This window comes from Brucella sp. NBRC 12950, from assembly GCF_030268145.1.
Lineage (GTDB): Bacteria > Pseudomonadota > Alphaproteobacteria > Rhizobiales > Rhizobiaceae > Brucella.
Window position 1 is genome coordinate 207,040 of record NZ_BSQC01000009.1, and the last position, 19,321, is coordinate 226,360.

Below are 19,321 nucleotides of genomic sequence, written 5' to 3' on the forward strand. Positions count from 1 at the left end.
TAGATTCAATTCTTTGATGCTGGATCATGTCGACATGTGCATCGGTCGTTGAAAAAGATGGGCAATGTTTCCGTCTGATGACCGAATCTCGGCAGACGGCATGCGCTCTGAATCTCACCGAAGATATTCCACCTTTTCTTGCGATTTATCCCGGCTGGGTGAACTAACCGTCTTCCCTTCATGCGCCGCGTTCATCTCTTTCACATCGGTGTCTATTCGCCTAAGTTCGACGCAGCTGAGGTCAATGCTACGCCACTCTAAAGAACGACGGAACGGCAAGGACTCACTAAAACTTCACGCTGAAATTTGCGTTTACGCCATTTTGTGTAAGCCGTGAGCCAAACTGACCGTGATAGGCAACCCCAAGCGTAGCATTCTGTGAGACCGCAAAATCAAGGCCCGCTTCAAGCAATGCCGTATCCTTGCCGATCGAGTTACCAACGGCAGTGAACATATCTGATCCTGCTGCAAAGCTTGCCGGCGATGACGGGATCACATCGCCGAAGCCATGCCTCCAGCCAAGATCAGAACGCGCTGTTGTTACGATATTGCCAAGTTCAAAGCTGGTGGCCGCACGAAAGCCAAGGGTCGACAGGGTGGTGTCCATGCCATCGGACTGCACGGAAAGTGCGGCACCGTTGCTGCCTTTTTCCGTAAATCCGTCTGTCTTAAGATGCACATAGGCCAGATTGGCATATGGCTCGATAGTCGCGCGCGAAGTCACATTGAGCTTATATCCTAGTTCACCAAAGATCTGGAATGTGCCCGCATTGTAGTCAGCAGACAGGCTATCCGAAAAGCCGTTGAAGGCGACAGAGCGGCCCATTTCCAGATTATGCCATGAATAGGCAAGACCGGCGCGCAGACCGACCGAACCTGCTGCTGCCGCCCATTCTGTGCCGCCATAGGCACCCAGCGTATAATTATCGCTTGAACCCGATGAATTACGTGATGCGGTTTTGAACGTCGAGCGGCTGTAGCCAGCCAACGCGCCCAAACGCCAGTTGTCATAAACTGCGGCATCAATACCGGTGCTGAAACCTCCAAGCGTGGATTTGGTATGACCTGTATTGCCATTGGCGGACTGGCTCGACCAGCGGCCGTAAGCGGCACTCCATGCGGCATAGCGGGACATATCATTGCTGAGCGTTGGCTGTGGTGCTGCGGCATTGATCGCATTGCCAGCTGCATGGGTTTGCGGAGCAGACGCATAAGCCACAACTGATACCGGCGCTGCAGGTGTTCCACCAAATGCTTGTTGCAAGCGATTATTGATGGTCGAGCGTGTTGCACCACTTGCATTGACAAGCACACCGCTGGCGGATGCATAGGCTTCGGACGATAGAACCGGCAGTGCAGAGCGAATGGTCGATCCATCTGCAGCAGAAAAATCCAGGGCAGTAATAAGCGACAGCAATTCGGGCGCTGCATCGTTACCCATCTTATCAATGGCAGAGCCAACATTGCGGCCATTGCTGCTATCAGCATATCGCGAATAAGCATTGACTGAACGGCTCAGGGACACCGTGTAGATATTGTCGCCATCATGCGTTGCCGTTGCATTCAGTGTTGGCGAAGCAAGTGAAGTCGAGACCGTGTTGAAATCTCCCTCAAAGGCTTGTGCCTTCAGCCAGTCGTTCGATGTGATCGTGAAACCATTGGCATACCAGCCGCGTTCGGGTGCAAATGAAATTGTACCGTCAAGTCCAGCCGTTCCATTGACGATCAAGCTGCTCATGGCTTGCTGATTGTTAAAAGAAAGCGCCAGAGTACCTGTCTGCGACTGGAGATAATCACCGTAAATCTCAACGGCCTGGCCTGTTACTGAAGGATTGAGTATGCCATCATTGCGGAATAGCTGCTCAGAATAGATCTGATAAGAGCCGCTGCCCGAAAGCGAGCCAGCCTGCGCGATTGTCGCGTTGTAAAGCAGATGATCACCGGTCAATGTGGTGTTACCACCATTGATTTGCAGCGACAGATTTTTGCCTGTGATATTGCCATCATAAGCAAGGGCAAAATCGGAATCCGCAGACGCGGTCGAGTTGCCGCGTTCATCGGCTCGATTGCCAAATGTCAGATTGGTCAGACGCAGATCGCCGTCTTCATCCAATTCCAGATAGTTAGAGATTATATCGCCGGAAATCTCAGCGCCCCGCATGACATTGATCTGAGCAACATGCGCATTGTCCGACATGTAGATCGCAGCTTTACTGCCCGCCACGCGACCCGTCAGATCAAATGAGGACACAAGTGAGCCATTGACCTCATTCCATGTGGCTTCCAAAACTTCCTGAGTGTAGCGACTGAGAGATTGTTCTCCACGCAGAATGTAGGAGCCTCGATATTCACCGAGTTGACCGTCGTCCCCCATAGCATTATGGCCAAAGTCAAAGCTGACTGCGATACCATCCTGCCCGAGCGCTTGGATATCACCACGATGCGTTAGCCCATGGTTCTTGCCATAGGTAAACATCACGCCACGGCCATTCACACCGTCGGCATAAACGCGTGTTCCACGCAAAATGGTCAGATTATTGCTCTGGCCATCAACACGAATACCAGCACCGCCTGCGCCAGCAGACAACAGATCAGCACGCTGGGTTATAGTGTTGTCGCTGCCATAGACATGCAATCCAAGACCGAGGGTCGCTGTATTATATGTATTCTGAACATAAGCTGTGCCTTCAGCATTACGACCAAAGAACGGATTGTCATTTATAAAGCTCTGATTGTCTCCGTATACGGAATAACCAAAAAAATTCCGACGGTCGATCTTGTAACCAAGGTCCTGCAATATCGCCAGTTCTGCTTCCATGAAATTTGTATAGTTGCGATAAGCCTGATGGCTCATCAAACTGTTTTTAAGCTCGATATGTGCGAGAAAAGGTGCATCTGGTACGCTGGGGTCCCGTTCAGAGACCATGCTTAGAGGGACACCTGCCATTCCTCCCGCAAGAACTTCATCGACATGCGCACCACCAAAATACGGCTTGTTTTCACGAACGTCGAATATGTCTTCAGGAGTGAGAGGCTCATCATCATCACTCGTATCTATGTTGTCACAGAATGCGCACCAGACGATCTGATCGGGTCTGAGTTGCTGCCCATTGTCATCAAAAAGATGGCTTGTCCAAGCATTTGGGTTTTCACCTGTGGCAACAAGAGCCAAGCCATTTTCCTGCATATCCCCCTCAAAATTGCTTAAAACGCCCAAAGCATGCGCAATTTCATGGACCATTGTGGTGGTAAGCGAAATCTCAGAGCTCGAAGGGAGTTGTGAAGGGATGTATCCCTCCCCTGACCAGGGAAGCGTTCCGATCTGGATAAACCCATGCGCACCATTGATCGGCTCTCCCGGGTTCTGGTTCATGAGTGCTGCTCCAACTTTTGTTGGCGCACCCACTTCGTCAAAGGCTATCGGACTGTAAGCATAGGCATTGTAGTCTTCCATTGTGCCTATATTGAAAATTGCGGGTGACGTTCCCGGAATAACCTGAATAATTTCCGCCCAATGCTTGATCGCAAGATTGAGCTGATCAACATCAAACTGCTTGAAATTCCACGTCGATGACTGATCACTGGCGCTGTAAGGCCCGTCATCAACACCATAATATTTAGCGGTTATGAATGACTGCCCTTTCGCGTCCTGGAAATCATAGACTTCCTGCGCCCAGGCAGACGACGATAAACATGTTCCCGATGTCAGTATAATCGCCGTTGCAATTGTACACTTCATTACGCATTAGCCCCTTTAGGAAGCGGTCTGCCAGACTTTGACATTCACCGGGTGTGAGATTTAAGCAAAGGGCGAAAAGATCGCTTCTTTCAAGTCGCAGGATTCAAAGGGCTTAGAGTGGGCAACCCTAGCCGAATAAGCTTTGTGCCAAGTCGGCACTGAACACAGATATTAATCACTATTCTAAATATCCCATAAGAATTCGTCTCCAAGCGACGCGTCATTAGAAAGGCAACCCATTCAAAAGCAATCCCTGAAATTGGGTAGCAACCAAGAATGGACCAGCGGTAAATTCATGAGTGGCGCCACATTGTTTGAAGCATAGGCGTATCTGATTTCGCTGGTTGAATTTCTGGCAAGCATGAGCGAAGCATCTCCCCTTTGATCGATAGAGTCTTGATTACGTACTCGTATCCGGTCAGCGCAGAGATTTTGGGTTTCTGAAAGTATCGATAAAAATATTTGCATCAGCAAAGCGAGCGACACCAATGCCGTGTTCGCCATTTGCATTCTAACGCCGTGTTGAGGTCTTAAATCCGGCCGCTCAACCCGTAAATTTTATCCCCGCTTAGTCCATCAATATCGATCTCAAACATAACAGGCCTCCGAAGACTTCTATCCATTCTGTTATGAAACCGTAGAAGAAAATGCGAACCAAGCCGTAACGTTTAAAACTGTGCTCAGCGAATTGGCTCCGCCTCTAATTCAGCCGCGATTGCCCCTGAAACAGGGATTACGCCGTGCTCAATTTCGATTGACTTTATTAGAGAATTTTACGTTAAATAAAGCAAAACCTCAATTAGGTTTCGCTACCCTGACAAACATCTTGGGAGCCAAAATATATCGAGATGGAGGGGATTTTCTCTTCCCAAGTGGAACGGACCATCAGCCTTTCGCCCACGAGGAATCATGTAGATTTGCACTCTTATTTTGCCGCAGATCCGCCAAATGGTCAAGGTGGCACCGAGTTATTGGTCCACTTCGGTGCTCTCATTCATCCTTCAAGACGACAACCAATCCAAGACGCCTCGCAGCTAGTGATCGGAAGGATTGCCAGATCTGTTCAGCAGGTGACTACGGCAGTTGTCCAGGCTCAAGCCTTGCGGATCTTCCGCGGAGCATCGATACACACGTCTGAAAAACACGCCCCCTCCCCTATCGTGCGGTCTGGTCGAACAACGGTCATGTGCCGTTCTGACACGGCTGATCTAATATTTCGTAGGATAGGCTGTTCCGAGCCGTTCCGGTTATCGACGTCTGAATTGCATAAGTAAGTCAATCGAGCGTCCACAGCTCCGTAAACGCTGGACCCACTCCCTTTGGAGCGGATTACCCCTAGGTGAAGATTTGCCGCAGAGCATCAACATTGCTCGCCCCTCGCCTCGCTCTCAATAGCTACGCAGGATGAACCTCGCATTTACAGTTCAGTTTCTACAGCTAATGAGATATCTTCCCTTTGTGAAAGACGGCATGACGCCAAGCGTTGTATAATCCTTTGTCAATGACCTCCCCCATCAAGACTGACTCCCAGCGCTTTTCTCGCGAAGATCAAACACACCAGCCGCATTGTCAGTGGCTAAGCCCATTTATTTCCATGTGATAACATGATCGATCAGCGACCAGGAAGAAATCGACGCTTTTGGCTCCACCTCAGGGATCGCCCCGCCTCAGCGCGGAAGAGAGCAAGCTTTTCCTTCAATACTGGCATAAATACCGGCAACTGTAGCGCCAGCTTGTGACCTTCGTCATATGTTCACACCATCTCCCAATTGACCAGGAAGCAACCTCAATCATCTGCGTTATCGGATTGCAGCTCCTGAACTTCCCCGTGCTCAAAAGACTTACGAGAGAATAGATCTGGTCATCCCTAAAGATTGCAGGCTCCCCGCCGGGCTGTTTTGGTTGCTATGGAGATTGGAAAAGCCAGTCAATTATTCTCACAGACCGAGTTGTCCGCGGACAACTCTCATACGGCAACCAGCTCCTACTCTCGCTACGCACCGGCAACAGCGCGCTGGCAGTGAAATATCCCCAATCCTGCTCAGCCCACCAGATCAAACAACTGCCGACGCCTTTGCAAGGCTTCTTTCCGGTCCACCAATAGGCTTCATCGACCGATCCCGCCGCCTTCAGCAAAACCCGGCCAGCCGAGGCTCGCCTTGTCGGATGCGGCTCTCAATAAGGCTGTGAATCATCACCGACCTCAAGCTGCGCTACTCGTGGCAAGAAGTCGAAACCACTTAGAATATTGCTGGGAGAAAATGAGACGAGCGAACGGAGCGGCCCATCACTTGCTGCAAGCTCGGGACTGCGATCAACCTGATGACCCCCGCTTTTCGTGTACTGGCCTCGCCAAAGTTGTCCGCGGACAACTTATCAACACCTCCGCAGCACTGACCGACAAGAGTTGGCTGCCCACTCACCTCAACGAGCGAGAGTGACGCGGCCGGTCTCGCCGGACATAACCTTATGGCGCACCAAGAAACACGGCCACCCGTCCAGCTTAGCTATTTTCGCGCTCAAGTTAATCCTTTACCAAAGATAAGAGAGAACATCCTCACGGTGGCGCTCATACGAAACACATTCGCCTTCAGCGGTTCGGACAGGATCGATCTCGTGGGCCGAGAACGAATGCGCCTCAGCTTCAGCAAGTTTAGACCATCTTTACAGAGTTGTCCGCGGACAACTGAGAATTACCAGATTGCAACCCTCTGCTTCTTCCGATCCAATGGCTATCCGAACCGCGATTTGAGACATTCACCCGACCTAAGGTAGATACGGGGCTCGGCGCAGTTGTCCGCGGACAACTTATTCGGATCGCATCCGAAACGTTCTGCTTAACGTTCTATTCGCACTTTAGCACGGTTCAATATGCTATCTCGGTTGAAGCGGAAACGAAACAAACTGCTCCAGAACTAAAGACCAAGCAGCAATACTCATGATTTAGATGAAAAAGCGTCCTATAGTTAATTGTTTGTAAAATGTTTACGAATCGGGCTTACTAACAACTACGCAGTTATGGACAATCCTATATCTTTTGCGAAGTTGAAGGCAGAAAATGTTAACAAACTATCACCGGCTCAATGAACAAGAACATCTACCGACCATGTTATCGGCAGATTCTCTTGAGCTGTCACGTCAGCTTCAGCTCCATCAGCAAAAGATTTTCTCGCCCACCGCGCGCAAATCGATCCGTCAGTTCACCCCCGCCGAAGCCGCAAGCTTTATAGGAATAGGGGAGGGGTATCTCCGGCAGGTGGCAGCGGAAGGTTTCGGACCCGAACCGTTGGCAAATGGTCGCCGGATGTATACGCCCGAAGATATGGATCGAATTAGGAAGAGCCTGGACGCAAAAAACGGCTCGCCGAAATATGCACCGAACCGACGCCCAGGTGAAAAACTGCAAGTCATTGCAGTGATGAACTTCAAAGGTGGATCGGCCAAAACGACAACTTCCGCTCATGTCGCGCAATTTTTGGCTTTGCGCGGCTACCGCGTGTTGGCCATTGACCTCGACCCGCAAGCATCACTATCCGCTTTGTTCGGCCACCAGCCGGAACTCGATGTCGGGGAAGGGGAGACGTTATACGGAGCCATTCGTTACGAGGACCCGCGTCCGATCACCGATATAGTGCGGGCGACCTACACGCCTAACCTCCATGTGATCCCGGGAAACCTTGAACTGATGGAGTTCGAACACGAAACTCCGAAAGCGATTACCACGGGACGCGCAGAGACGATGTTTTTTGCCCGCATCGGGGAAGTTATTGCCGATGTTGAAAGCCTTTACGACGTCGTTGTGATTGATTGCCCACCACAACTGGGCTTTTTGACCATGTCGGCGCTCTGCGCTGCCACCGGCATGCTGATCACCGTACATCCGCAAATGCTGGACGTCATGTCGATGAGTCAGTTTCTCGCGATGACCAGCGAACTCATGTCTGTCGTTGAACGGGCGGGTGGCCGAACAAGCTACGACTGGATGCGCTATCTGGTAACACGTTATGAACCCAATGACGGCCCCCAAAGTCAAATGACCGGTTTTATGCGGGCAATTTTCGGCAATCGCATGTTGCACAACGCTATGCTGAAATCGACTGCGATCTCAGATGCCGGTGTAACCAAGCAAACCTTATACGAAGTGGAGCGTTCACAGTTTATTCGCGGTACCTACGACAGAGCGATGGATTCGCTCAACGCAGTGAATGGTGAAATAGAAGACCTGATTAAATCAACGTGGGGGAGGTAGTAGGCGATGGCGCGAAAGAACCTTATCGAAGTTTCCCGAATTGTTGACGAAACCGTCAACATTGGTCCAAGCAGCGACATTACCCAATCACGTCCGTTAGCAGGTTTTGTTCCGGCGGCCCGGGCAGGGGGCGTTGGCGGTATCTCGAAGTCTCTGGGAAATATCACGCAGAAGGTCGAGCGCGTCGACATTCTTGAAAAGCAGCTCGCCGAGGGACAAGTGATCGTCGAACTCGATCCGGAGCTGATCGACAGTTCATTTGTATCGGATCGCTTAAGCATTGATCCCGACCATCTGGCCGAACTCGTTTCGCAAATCCGTGATAATGGCCAGCTTGTTCCGATACTCGTTCGCCCACATCCCGAAAAGCCAGAACGGTTTCAGGTTGCTTTTGGGCATCGAAGGTTGGCTGCAGCGCGTGAACTTGGGATTAAAGTTCGCGCTGTCGTTCGTGCACTGACCGATGAACAACTTGTCGTCAATCAAGGCCAGGAAAATAATGCTCGCGCCAATCTATCATTCATCGAACGCGCCATGTTCGCGGCACGGTTGGAAGATCAAGGCTTTGATCGCGACATTGCAATGTCGGCCCTTGGGGTCGATAAAGCCGCAATCTCCAAAATGCTTTCAATCGTACGCATGATCGGCCATCCACTGATTGAAGCGATCGGAGCTGCTCAAGAAGTGGGACGTAGACGCTGGCAAGAACTCGGAGAACAGCTCAAAGACGGTCAGGCCGCTAAATTCCTGGCAGAGTTGTCCGCGGACAACTTTATCGGATCAAGCAGCGAGCAGCGTTTCCAATATGTCACGGAATCTCTGAAACGCAGCGCCTTGCAGGACAAGGAGCTAGCCTCCGCCAAAAGCCAGCCAGCAGAAAAATCATGGAACTCAATGGATAACCGCGTCCATTTCACGATGAGCCGGAAGCCGAAAAAAGTAGCAATCGAACTGGCCAGCACAAACGCAGCCGGATTTGGTGAATGGATATCAAACCATCTGGATCGTCTTTATGACGAATACCGGACATCTGACGAAATAAAAACTGGAGATTAACCGCAAAAAGAAAAAGGCCCCCGATAACGTCGCCGTCATGGAAGCCTCTCTCAAACCTTAGCAAGTACGAGAATCGCATTTCCACGAAACAGTGTCAAGCATTTTGGCGTCATTTTTGGCGGGCAACTTTCTTTTGCCTTTTTGAAAGGTAGAGGACATGCACGTTATGGAATCGTTAACGTCCGCCACCCGCGGACGAACGCCTTATCTTGCCCAAAATTCTAAGTCTTGCTCCCAAGGCCAACAGTCCAGCACTGTCAACCGATGGATTATTTACAAGCAGCTCTGCGTCGCAAAATCCGAATTCGGCTTAAACGATAGATGTCTGGCTGTCCTGAGCTCGTTGCTGTCGTTTTTACCCGGCGACGACCTCAACGAAAAGAACGGGCTTGTGGTGTTCCCATCCAATCGTCAGCTTAGTCTGCGTGCTCATGGAATGGCCGAATCCACCCTTCGTCGCCATCTCTCGGCCCTCATCAATAGCGGTATTATTGAACGCAAAGACAGCCCAACCCGCAAGCGCTACGCACACAAGGACAACGAAGGCGACATTGAGCTTGCCTTTGGCTTTTCTTTGTCTCCACTCTTGGCACGTGCTGCCGATATCGCGAAGACTGCTGCAAGAATTGCGGCAGCTGCTAAGGCACTCAAGCGCTTGCGCGACGAAGTCTCGGTCCTAAGGCGAGAAATTGCTGCACAGTTTCCAATCGATAATGCCTTGGACCAACCAGCGTCGCTCAGTGCAATTTTCCTGCGCTTTCGAAGCATTGTCGACGCAATTCCACGTCGCGCATCGCACGACCGCCTCGGCACAATCAAAGCAGAACTTGAAGCAATTCTACGCGAATTGTCTAACCACATGAAAGATATAGATAAAACAAGACAATTGAGCGTCGACGCAGCCCAAATTGAGCGGCAGCATAATGAATCCCTACCAGAATCCCTTTTAGAATCTAAAAATATAAATTTGAACGATTTGAAAGAAGACCCCAGTCCTCTTGCGAAACCAAGCAGTGAGGTCCACGTTCAGACGAGATTAAGCGTTCCACTGGACTTGGTCCTCCGGTGCTGTCCCGATATCAGAGCTTATGCCACCAAAGGAATTAGCTCTTGGCGTGATTTGTTCGATGCAGCCAGAGTTGTTGCTTCGTTTTTCGGCATCAGCGATCACGCCTACCGCGACGCAATACAGGTGTTAGGAAGGGACGGGGTATCAGCTTCGATCGCTTGGATATTGCAACGCGCAGCCGAAATCCGTTCGCCAGGCGGTTATCTTCGTACGCTAACGCAAAAGGCAGGAGGCGGGGCTTTTTCACTTTCCGCACTGTTTATGCCAGGAGTTAGTCAATACGAGTAACGCATATGCCAAACAGCCACCCCTTCAAATAGATGAACTTCAGATCCGTTTTTTATGATGAAGGTTTCTGGATCGCAGATCAGATCCCAAATCAGGCTGGTTCGTAATGCGCTATCACGCTGCGCGAAGGTGTATGTGCAAAAAACCAAGTAAATTGTACGGAGGGCAGGGGACGGTATGAGGGATTTTAAGAGCCGGAGATTTCTGCGGCGCTCTAACGAGGTAAGACTGGACAAGATTGGCCGTTTGGCTGTTCTGTTGTCGCTAAACCCTCGACGCGCGGCACAATACCTTAGTCGAGACAATGCTCCGCGTTTACCGTTGATGGTGAAGGATTGTCATAAAGCGCAGCACATGCCACGTGCCAAAGGCCGCCACTCAATCATCGCTCGCCTAGGTATGTCTGTCTTAGATTGCAACTAAACCTCTGAAAGCAGCACCAATGACGGTACTGAATGAACAGGCTTGCTATATTTTAGGACCAGCACGCCTTGATAAGGCCGTGAACCCTCTGAGAAGCAGAACTCCAAGCAGAGTATCGCTGGGAAGTTCGCGATTAATCTGCCGACCGCAGATTGATCCCTTATACCGCAAATAAAGGTTAGCGAAAAATAAGGTGAAGGTCTCTACTTAAAATACTAAATATTTCTTTTTGAGTTAACCGCCTTTAACAAGCAATTTATAGCTATTATTCTATTTATTATCACGTGCCATAATGTCTTTTTGTAATAAATTAAACTATCAGGATCATATTTATGTATAATGGTATCAATAAATTAAATTGGGACTACGAAGTTTCGGGTGCAGACCCGTTTGAAGATGCAAAATATATTATTGAAATCGGTATGTCCGTCGCAGATGAATTTGTACCGGTTCTGGGTACCGTCATCGGGGGACTGTTGGAATTGTTCTTCCCATCCCACCAACGAAAACGCGAAGATGTATGGCGCCGGGCGATCGAGGAAATAGAGAAACACGTCGATCAAAAGATCGATGAACTCACCTTCAACACCATGCAGGCCGAAGTAACGGCCCTTGGCCAGTCATTCAGAGACTTCACTGAAGCCATCAAGAACGCTTCGCCAGAGACAATTCGCGTGAAGTTTCAGATTCTCGACGACCACCATGCGCATCTTCTGTCGATCCTGCAGAACGACAACTTCAAAGTCCTGCTTCTACCGTTTTTCGGGATGGTTTCTAATATGCACGGGGCCCTGATGAGAACGTGCATTCTCAACAGTGCGGCTTGGGAATGGCCCGCAAAAGACATGGTTAGCTTTAGGCAGCAGTTCGAAAAGCGATTTATTGAATACGACCACTACATGAGCGCTTCGGTGGATGAATATCTAAGAAGCTCCGAATTAAAAGCACCTCCAGCCGGAAAACATGGCATTCTTCACTACAACTATATGGCGGAAGCTAGAGCCTATACTACTGAAAAGGTCGATGATTTCAGAATAATACTGAGTTATATGAGCCCCTTCACACATCCAGAAGCCAAAACCATAATCCCTCCGGAAATGTTTCAGGATATCTACAGTATCGCTTACGGCACCGCCGATGATGGCGGTTATGTGGGGATCACTTACTCAAGACCTTTAGCGAATATGACCGAAATCGAGATCGGATTTCACCTTTGGGATCTACGGTTAAATATCCCGACAAATTTCAATATTCATTACCCGCACGCAATGGGGCCGCTTCAGTGGGAGAACGGTGCGCCGACCGAGCAACGTGCAGACACCACTGGGTTGCCACCGATGAAAGACAATATTGTGGACCCAAAAATAATCGCTGTGCCAAAAGCGAAGGAGGGAAATATTTTCAGTGTCGATAAGGTTATTGTGCGTCCGGGAAATATTATTGAAGGACTTTCTTTTATCTGTGGAGACGAACCCGAGGTAGTTATTTGGGATAGAGCAGGATATACCGCACGAACGGAAGTGAGTTTTGACCATCGCAGGCTATCGTCGATCGCATTCGTTAGTCGATCTGCATTCTATCATAGCGAGGTCGCTTGTCTGATTTTCGGATTTAGTAAAGATAAATCCAGAGGAAGCAAAAACATCCGGGAATTGCTTTACCTCATCTTGCCCGAAGAGAATCCGAGCATCGTCGAAATTGCACCTGAGCTTCAACGCAAACGCCGCAACTATCACGGCTGACATCTATCCTAACAAGACAAGAGACCGAGAGCCTGATCCATAAAGAAAGCAATGACCAGGCTCTTGCAATCCGATTTCAGTTCTCACATCACTGTTTTGGCGGAAATTGCACGCAACTGCAGGGCCATGCTGTCAATTGAAGACCGTAAGTAGAGCCGACCTTTGAGCGTTGATTATGTTCCAATCGTGCAAAGCCTGAATGCGAACGTGTCATCATTGACGGAACTTTTGAAACAGATCACACCATGTACTTGTCCCAAAACCCTGTTTGCGGTGCGATCTGTTCAACGATATCCACCCATAAACCAGATGGATCTTCAAAACCAAAGCGGCGTTGCCCGAATGGTTCCTCGGTGATTGGGTAACTGATAGGGAGCCCCCTTTCTGTCAACTCGTCATAAGCCGCTTTTGCGTCCGCAACCTCGAGTTCCAAACACATGCCAGTTCCCGCAAAGCTATCTGAGCCCGGAGGCGACGAAGGATGATCGGGCGTCATGAATGCGATTGAGGCCGTAGCGTCCTCCGCAGCAAGCAGGCAGAACCAATGGCTGTCGAAAGTCACACTAAATCCGAGATGTTTTACCCAAAAGTCGCGAGCCGCGTCCTTTTTCGGAGTAACAATGATGGGGTATCGATCCAGAAATCGCATAACAGCTCCTTGCTATAATTAAACAAACAGACTATCGGTATGTTTTACGCACACTAGAAATAATCTGTCCAACTGTCAATACAGCTGAAGGTTAGGGTTATGACAAGGAACGAGCTTCGTACAATCCAAACCAAAGGGCGGTTGGTTGCAGCGGCTCGGACATTATTCGCACGCAACGGCTATGCTCAGACCAGCACCGATGCAATCATTGCCGAAGCCGGTGTAACACGTGGCGCGCTTTACCATCACTATCGCGACAAGGCCGACTTGTTCGAAGCTGTTTGCCGGGTGCTCGCTGCCGAGGCAGCAGAGGGCATCCAGGAGGCAACCAAGGATTCAGGCAACGCATTCGAGTCTTTGGAGCAAGGGGCAATTGCGTGGATCGACTTCATGGCCCAGCCACAAAATCGCAGTATCCTCGTTGTTGATGCGCCCGGAGTGCTAGGGCGCGAGCGGTGGGAATCGCTTGATCGCGAACTTTCCTTTGATCTGCTGAGAATTGGCGTTGAGGAGGCGATTAATGAAGGCGCGATCTGCTTCTCGAGCAGTTCCATGGGACTGTCCGTCTTGCTCAATGGTGCAATGAACGAGATTGCATTACGTGCACAACAAGATGATGTCGCTGAATTAAAAGCCGCGCTTCTTGCGTTACTTCGCGCTCTTAAACCATCGCTACCGTGAAGACAGGCAAGCTGTCGAGCAAAGTTCGACTTCCGCAAATCGCCCAAATGAAGTCTCTATCGGGAACACTTAACCACCTTGTTTCGCCGGTGGTCCGCTTCGGCCAATAAACAAGGGCACTTTAGGCCCACTAAGTTGTGGGATGTTAATTCGGCAGCATGAAACAGATAGAATGCTATGTTTTCAATGCTTGCAAGCATATGTTTCCCAGACTTGGCAGGTTGCACGTTGCACCTTGTAATCAGTGTACCCGGCTATTTTTCCGAGCACAGCGTAGTGCCATGGCTTCAAACTCCAGCGTATGGAGCCGTGGATCCTCTATCAGGCTCGTAAGAAGTATGTCGAACAACACCAAGTATTCGTTTGACCCATAAATAATTTGGAAGCATCTTCGCGCATTTCGGGCAGCCACTACCTGTGTGGCCGCCCGACACGCAAGGTATAAAGAAGTTGAAAAAGTGCTTGTTAATACGAATATCAAACTAATAGAATTAGGATTATAGAAGAAAGTAAATTTCGGTCATGAAAGACTGGATAAATTGGCGGCGATGAAGCCGGTTATTGACCGGTGGCATCTTTTCAGACGCCGACTTCATCGCCGGCCCCCGCACCTTCTTAATAACCTGGGGAAGGAGCTGTGCTCAAGACGGAAATGTCCCAAATTAATTCTCGTTTTGTCTCACGGCAAATCGGAGACCTTAATCCGAGACGTCTGAAGCTGATGAAAACCAACTGATACAAACAATATGTATTGTGAAGAATAGTTGCTTCTGTTACCGGAGAAGAGAAACTCGCATGTTAATTCTATGCGATGGACTGCTCGAAGGATGGCATATTCCAAATAAAATCAAAGGGAAGCTTGATGATGCCGGGTTCAATCAAAGGTGGCGTTGAGAATATTTCTGTTACGCACCCGGTCAAGTGGATTGCCACCCAGCTCGGACAGATTGTCATTGCAGTCGGACTGTTATCACTCGTTTTCAACTACGCCTACCGATTTACGATCGATAGGAATGTCTCATCACCGCTGTTTTATTTATCGACAATTGTGCTGGGGCTCATCGTTTTTTTGCTCGTGCGTAGAGATTATTTCTTCGTTCTGCAGTATCAGTTTTACGATACTGGATTTCGTGTGCGTACACTTTTGGGCGGAAGGAAGGATTTTCCTTTAACGCGCTATAAGTGGGTTCCCGCCCTTCATAAGGTCGTCAATTTCCCCGAAAAGTCCGCAGGCCTTTCATTTTATGTCCAGGACCGAAAAACGGGAAAAAATGTCCGGAACTATTCCTGGTCTGGATTCTCAAAAGAAGATTTCCAGCGGATATCTGCACGCTACGGGTATAATGGGGAAGTCGACTTTAAGCAAAATTCTTTCGGCCGCCATTGAAGTTAATCCCCAAGGTGTGGGTATAAAGCTATTCTCTTTCCCACGACTGAAAGCGTTTGAACCTCGATAGCGGGCGGCACCGGAACCTATTGCCCTTTTATCACTGTTTTGAAGTGGCATTTTCAGTGGGCAATGGTGGCACATTTGTCTTTTCAGATGTGCTTTCTTGGGTGGTCGCTTGCCATGCAGAAGCGCAGTTTGCTGGTCGAAGCACGGCTGAGAAATTTCCTTATGAAGTACCTTCTCAGAGTTGGCCTTTGTCAGCGCCTTCGAACAAGCAATTGGTCACATAGGAAAAGTTCTCACTGTCTGGTTGCTATGGGTGGGTTGCAGCAATCGTAGTATCATCGCTCCTGAGATACATTTGCCAAGCTATTGTAGATCTGCGGTGTGTGGATAAATTCACAGTCGAGCTAGAGGGTTCGGAAATCTGATAGCCAGCCGAGCGAGTCTTCCGTTGGGCCAGTGGCACGATATTCCGCACCCACTGGCCGGGACCAGCCACGTGCTTTCAAATGCGACAATACAAAACGATAATCGACTTCGCCCAAATCAGGACGGGCTCTCATCGGCACGGATGCGATCTGGACATGGCCAATAATCGGTAACAAGGCATCGAAGCTTCGACAGATATCACCAGCTGTGATTTGATGGTGATAAACGTCAAACATTAGGCGTAGCTCTGGTTGGCCGAGTTCACGTATGATCGACTCCGCCTGGGCCGCTGTATTTAAGAAATAGCCCGGTGCATCGTGAGGATTGAGCGGCTCGATCAAGATCGTAATGCTATGTTTTTTTGCTTTGGAACAGGCGTAGCTGAGATTTTCGAGGTAGGTCGTGTGAGCAATGCGACCACTTGCTATTCCAGCCATGGCATGAACCGCTTGGGTGCCTGTCGCGACCGCGTAGTCAATCGCCTCATCAATCGCTAAACGTGCTTCTTGCTCACGACCAGGCACGGCAAGTAACCCGTTCTCGCCTTCACCGCCACGCCGGGTATTGAGGCCGAGCATCTCAAGGCCTGTTTCGACAAGAGCTGCGGCCACTTCGGTGGAAGGCGTGTCGTAGGGCCAATGGCATTCCACGGCATCAAATCCAGCTTTTTTTGCTCGGCGGATCGCCTCGGTAAGTGGCAGATCGCTCCACAAGAAGCCTAGATTGGCGGAAAATTGCATTTGTACTCCAAGTGTTCGGTGATGGATACGTTAGCCGGGAAATGCGAAGACAGTCAGCGGAACCGGAGATTGTCAGGGGTGAGATCAGACACTTTACGCGCGCCCATCAAACGCATGTCGCGAAGAAGCTCCGCCTGCAACTGGCCGAGTGCACGTTCGATACCTGGTTGGCCTGCAGCTGCCAGAGCGTAAAGATAGAACCGTCCAAGTCCCACGGCCTTTGCTCCAAGCGACAGCGCCTTTAGAACATGGGTGCCACGCTGGATGCCGCCATCTATCATAACGTCTAGACGATCACCGACTGCCTGAACGATTTCGCTAAGCTGGTCAAAGCCCGTGCGTGATCCGTCAAGCTGACGTCCACCGTGGTTGGAAAGCACAATGCCATTACAGCCGATTGAGGCAGCGTTTCGGGCGTCCGTTGCGCTCATGACGCCCTTGAGGCAGAATTTTCCACCCCATTCCTCGACCATGCCGGCCACATCGTCCCAGTTCATGGAGGGCTCCAACATTTCGGTGAAGTAGCGTCCGATTGTCAGCGTGTCGCCCTTCATGTCAATATGGGCATCAAGTTGCGGCAAGCTGAATTTTTCATGGGCGACATAGTTCAATCCCCACATCGGTTTGACTGCGAATTGAAGCATGCCAGCAAGTGTTAGGCGGAAGGGAATGGAAAAGCCTGTACGCAAATCGCGCTCGCGGTTGCCGCCAGTGATGCTGTCGACCGTTAGCATCATCACTTCGATACCGCTTTCTTTGGCCTTCTGCATCATGGCTCTGTTAAGGCCGCGGTCCTTATGGAAGTAGAACTGATAAACCTGTGGGTTGCGGTGTTTGCGCGCCAGTTCCTCCATCGAAACTGTTCCGAGCGAGGAGCAACCAAACATCGTGCCAAATTTTTCCGCTGCCGCAGCGGTCGCCCGCTCTCCTTGATGGTGAAACAGGCGTTGCAACGCCGTTGGCGATAAATAGACGGGCAGATCCAATTTGATGCCCATGACTTCCACCGAGAGGTCAATATCATCGACGCCGCGCAGGATATTGGGAACCAAGTCGCAATTCTCGAATGCACCGGTGTTACGACGCAACGTGACTTCGTCGTCTGCGCCGCCGTCAATATAATTGAAGATCGGACTGGGCAGACGCTTCTTCGCAAGCGTTCGGAAATCATGGAAATTGTGACAATCATTGAGGCGCATGGCGCTTCTCCTTTCCCCCATCAAGTCTCCGGAGCTTAGCGAATACTGCATAGATACGCAGATGGGAAGATATTCCGAGCGCTTATTCAGCGCCCGGTAATGAGCCAAGATGAAAGATCATTCGCCCTTGATATAAACGACATGCGTCTCGGTGAATTCATAAAGACCGTGTTTTCCGTCGGCGCCGCCAATGCCGGACTTTCGGCGCCCTGCGTGGAAACCCTGCATGGCTTCAAAGTTTTCACGATTGATGTAGGTTTCACCAAACTTCAGCTCACGTGCAGCTTTAAGGGCCGAGTTGAGATCACGAGTGTAAATCGACGAGGTGAGGCCATAATCCGAATCGTTGGCCAATGCGATAGCTTCATCAAGGCTCTCTACGCTCTGGATCGGCAGAACAGGTCCGAAGATCTCGCGGCGCATGATATCCATATCGGCGGAAGCGCCGATTATCAAAGTCGGCTCGTAATGGAAGCCTTTCACTTGATCGGCAATTTTGCCTCCAGTGACAACTATGGCACCCTGCTTTTTGGCCAATTCTACAGCATCTGCGACCTTGTCCAAGCCTGATTGATTTATCAACGGCCCCATGTGCAAATCATTTTCCACGGAAGGGTCACCATAGCGAGTTCCCTCAAACAGAACCTTCAGTCTCGCAACGAGTGCGTCATGGATCTCTCGCTCGACATATACACGCTCAGCGCAGTTGCAGACCTGGCCTGTATTGATAACGCGTGAATCAAAGATAGCCTTCGCAGCAAGGCCGAGATCAGCATCTTTGAGAACGATCGCCGGTGCTTTGCCACCCAACTCCAAATTGACACGGGTCAGATTTTTGCCCGCCAATTGCATAATATGCGAACCTGTCCCTACCGAGCCGGTGAACGTGATGAGGTCAACGCCTGGATGTGAGGCGAGCGCTTCGCCGCTTGTGCGGCCTACGCCGCCAATAAGGTTGAAAACGCCTTTTGGGAGATCTGTTTGGGCGACCAGCTCTGCGAAGATAAATGCGTTGATGGGAGTTTCTTCACTTGGCTTAATGACGATCGTGTTGCCTGTGACAAGTGCGGGGGCGAGTTTGCGCGCAATCAGAAAGAAAGGGAAATTCCAAGGCAGGATACCAGCAACTACGCCCACCGGCTTACGCAGCAAAAGCATGGTTTCGTTCGGTCGGTCTGAGGTTAAAACTTCACCTTCAATGCGCCGCGCCCATTCGGCCATGTAATCGAGATAATCAGCAGTGAAATCTACCTCGACTTGAGCGAGGCCCTGTACTTTCCCTTGTTCCTTTACAAGGACGTCCGCGAGTGCGACGCGGTTCTCGCGAACTTTTGCAGAAATCTGGCGCAAATATCCGGCGCGTTCGATAGCTGCTAGCCGTTCCCAGTCTCGCTGAGCCTTCCGTGCGGCTGTCACCGCAAGGTCGACATCTGCCTTACTGGAATCGGGAACGCGGGCAATGATCGCACCGGTTGAAGGATTGGTGACGTCGATCAGGCCGGTCGTGGCATCAACGAACACGCCATCGATATAGTTCCGATACGTGCGATCAAGGCCGATGAACGGGTTAACGGTCATGGTCTACTCCTCAGATGGTCATAGTTTGTTTGCAAATAAGATGACGGACGGCGGATCACTCCGCTGCGCACCCCAAGTGGCAGCGA

General features: G+C 50.3%; 11 protein-coding genes. 6 read left to right on the forward strand and 5 right to left on the reverse strand.

The window, feature by feature from the left end; translation table 11 throughout:
• Positions 1 to 286 precede the first annotated feature (286 nt).
• Complete coding sequence (locus QSJ70_RS16550; RefSeq protein ID WP_285537943.1) at positions 287 to 3,739, reverse strand: autotransporter family protein; 3,453 nt, start codon at positions 3,737 to 3,739, stop codon at positions 287 to 289.
• 3,058 nt (positions 3,740 to 6,797) lie between these two features.
• On the opposite strand from QSJ70_RS16550, the gene repA reads away from it, so the two are divergent.
• From repA to QSJ70_RS16570, 4 genes are all read left to right on the forward strand, one after another.
• Entirely contained in the window at positions 6,798 to 7,988 is a 1,191-nt protein-coding gene (gene repA / locus QSJ70_RS16555) for a plasmid partitioning protein RepA (RefSeq protein WP_215779792.1), read from the forward strand.
• A 6-nt stretch (positions 7,989 to 7,994) separates the two neighbouring features.
• The gene (gene repB / locus QSJ70_RS16560; protein WP_285537946.1) at positions 7,995 to 9,044 is read left to right on the forward strand and encodes a plasmid partitioning protein RepB; all 1,050 of its coding nucleotides are present in this window, start codon (positions 7,995 to 7,997) and stop codon (positions 9,042 to 9,044) included.
• Between the two features lie 166 nt (positions 9,045 to 9,210).
• Positions 9,211 to 10,401 carry a plasmid replication protein RepC gene (gene repC, locus QSJ70_RS16565; protein ID WP_285537948.1) on the forward strand — a complete coding sequence of 397 codons (1,191 nt, stop codon included), beginning with the start codon at positions 9,211 to 9,213 and terminating at the stop codon, positions 10,399 to 10,401.
• 755 nt (positions 10,402 to 11,156) lie between these two features.
• A complete protein-coding gene (locus QSJ70_RS16570) occupies positions 11,157 to 12,566 on the forward strand; it encodes an insecticidal delta-endotoxin domain-containing protein (RefSeq protein WP_285537950.1) in 1,410 nt (469 codons plus the stop codon).
• 238 nt (positions 12,567 to 12,804) lie between these two features.
• Here QSJ70_RS16570 and QSJ70_RS16575 read toward each other — a convergent pair whose 3' ends face one another.
• A complete protein-coding gene (locus tag QSJ70_RS16575) occupies positions 12,805 to 13,215 on the reverse strand; it encodes a VOC family protein (RefSeq protein ID WP_215779784.1) in 411 nt (136 codons plus the stop codon).
• Positions 13,216 to 13,314: 99 nt separating this feature from the next.
• On the opposite strand from QSJ70_RS16575, the gene QSJ70_RS16580 reads away from it, so the two are divergent.
• Both QSJ70_RS16580 and QSJ70_RS16585 read left to right on the forward strand, forming a co-directional pair.
• Positions 13,315 to 13,896 (forward strand): TetR/AcrR family transcriptional regulator, encoded by a 582-nt coding sequence (locus QSJ70_RS16580; protein ID WP_285537954.1) that lies wholly within the window; start codon positions 13,315 to 13,317, stop codon positions 13,894 to 13,896.
• A gap of 862 nt (positions 13,897 to 14,758) precedes the next feature.
• Positions 14,759 to 15,283 (forward strand): hypothetical protein, encoded by a 525-nt coding sequence (locus tag QSJ70_RS16585; protein WP_285537955.1) that lies wholly within the window; start codon positions 14,759 to 14,761, stop codon positions 15,281 to 15,283.
• A 413-nt stretch (positions 15,284 to 15,696) separates the two neighbouring features.
• On the opposite strand, the gene QSJ70_RS16590 is transcribed toward QSJ70_RS16585, so the two are convergent.
• The 3 genes from QSJ70_RS16590 to aldA form a co-directional block, all read right to left on the reverse strand.
• Positions 15,697 to 16,458, reverse strand: coding sequence for a hydroxypyruvate isomerase family protein (locus tag QSJ70_RS16590; protein WP_285537956.1), 762 nt, complete (start codon positions 16,456 to 16,458; stop codon positions 15,697 to 15,699).
• A gap of 53 nt (positions 16,459 to 16,511) precedes the next feature.
• Positions 16,512 to 17,657, reverse strand: a complete 1,146-nt coding sequence (locus QSJ70_RS16595) for an alpha-hydroxy acid oxidase (protein ID WP_285537958.1) — start codon at positions 17,655 to 17,657, stop codon at positions 16,512 to 16,514.
• 117 nt (positions 17,658 to 17,774) lie between these two features.
• Positions 17,775 to 19,235, reverse strand: coding sequence for an aldehyde dehydrogenase (gene aldA / locus QSJ70_RS16600; protein ID WP_285537960.1), 1,461 nt, complete (start codon positions 19,233 to 19,235; stop codon positions 17,775 to 17,777).
• Positions 19,236 to 19,321 lie beyond the last annotated feature (86 nt).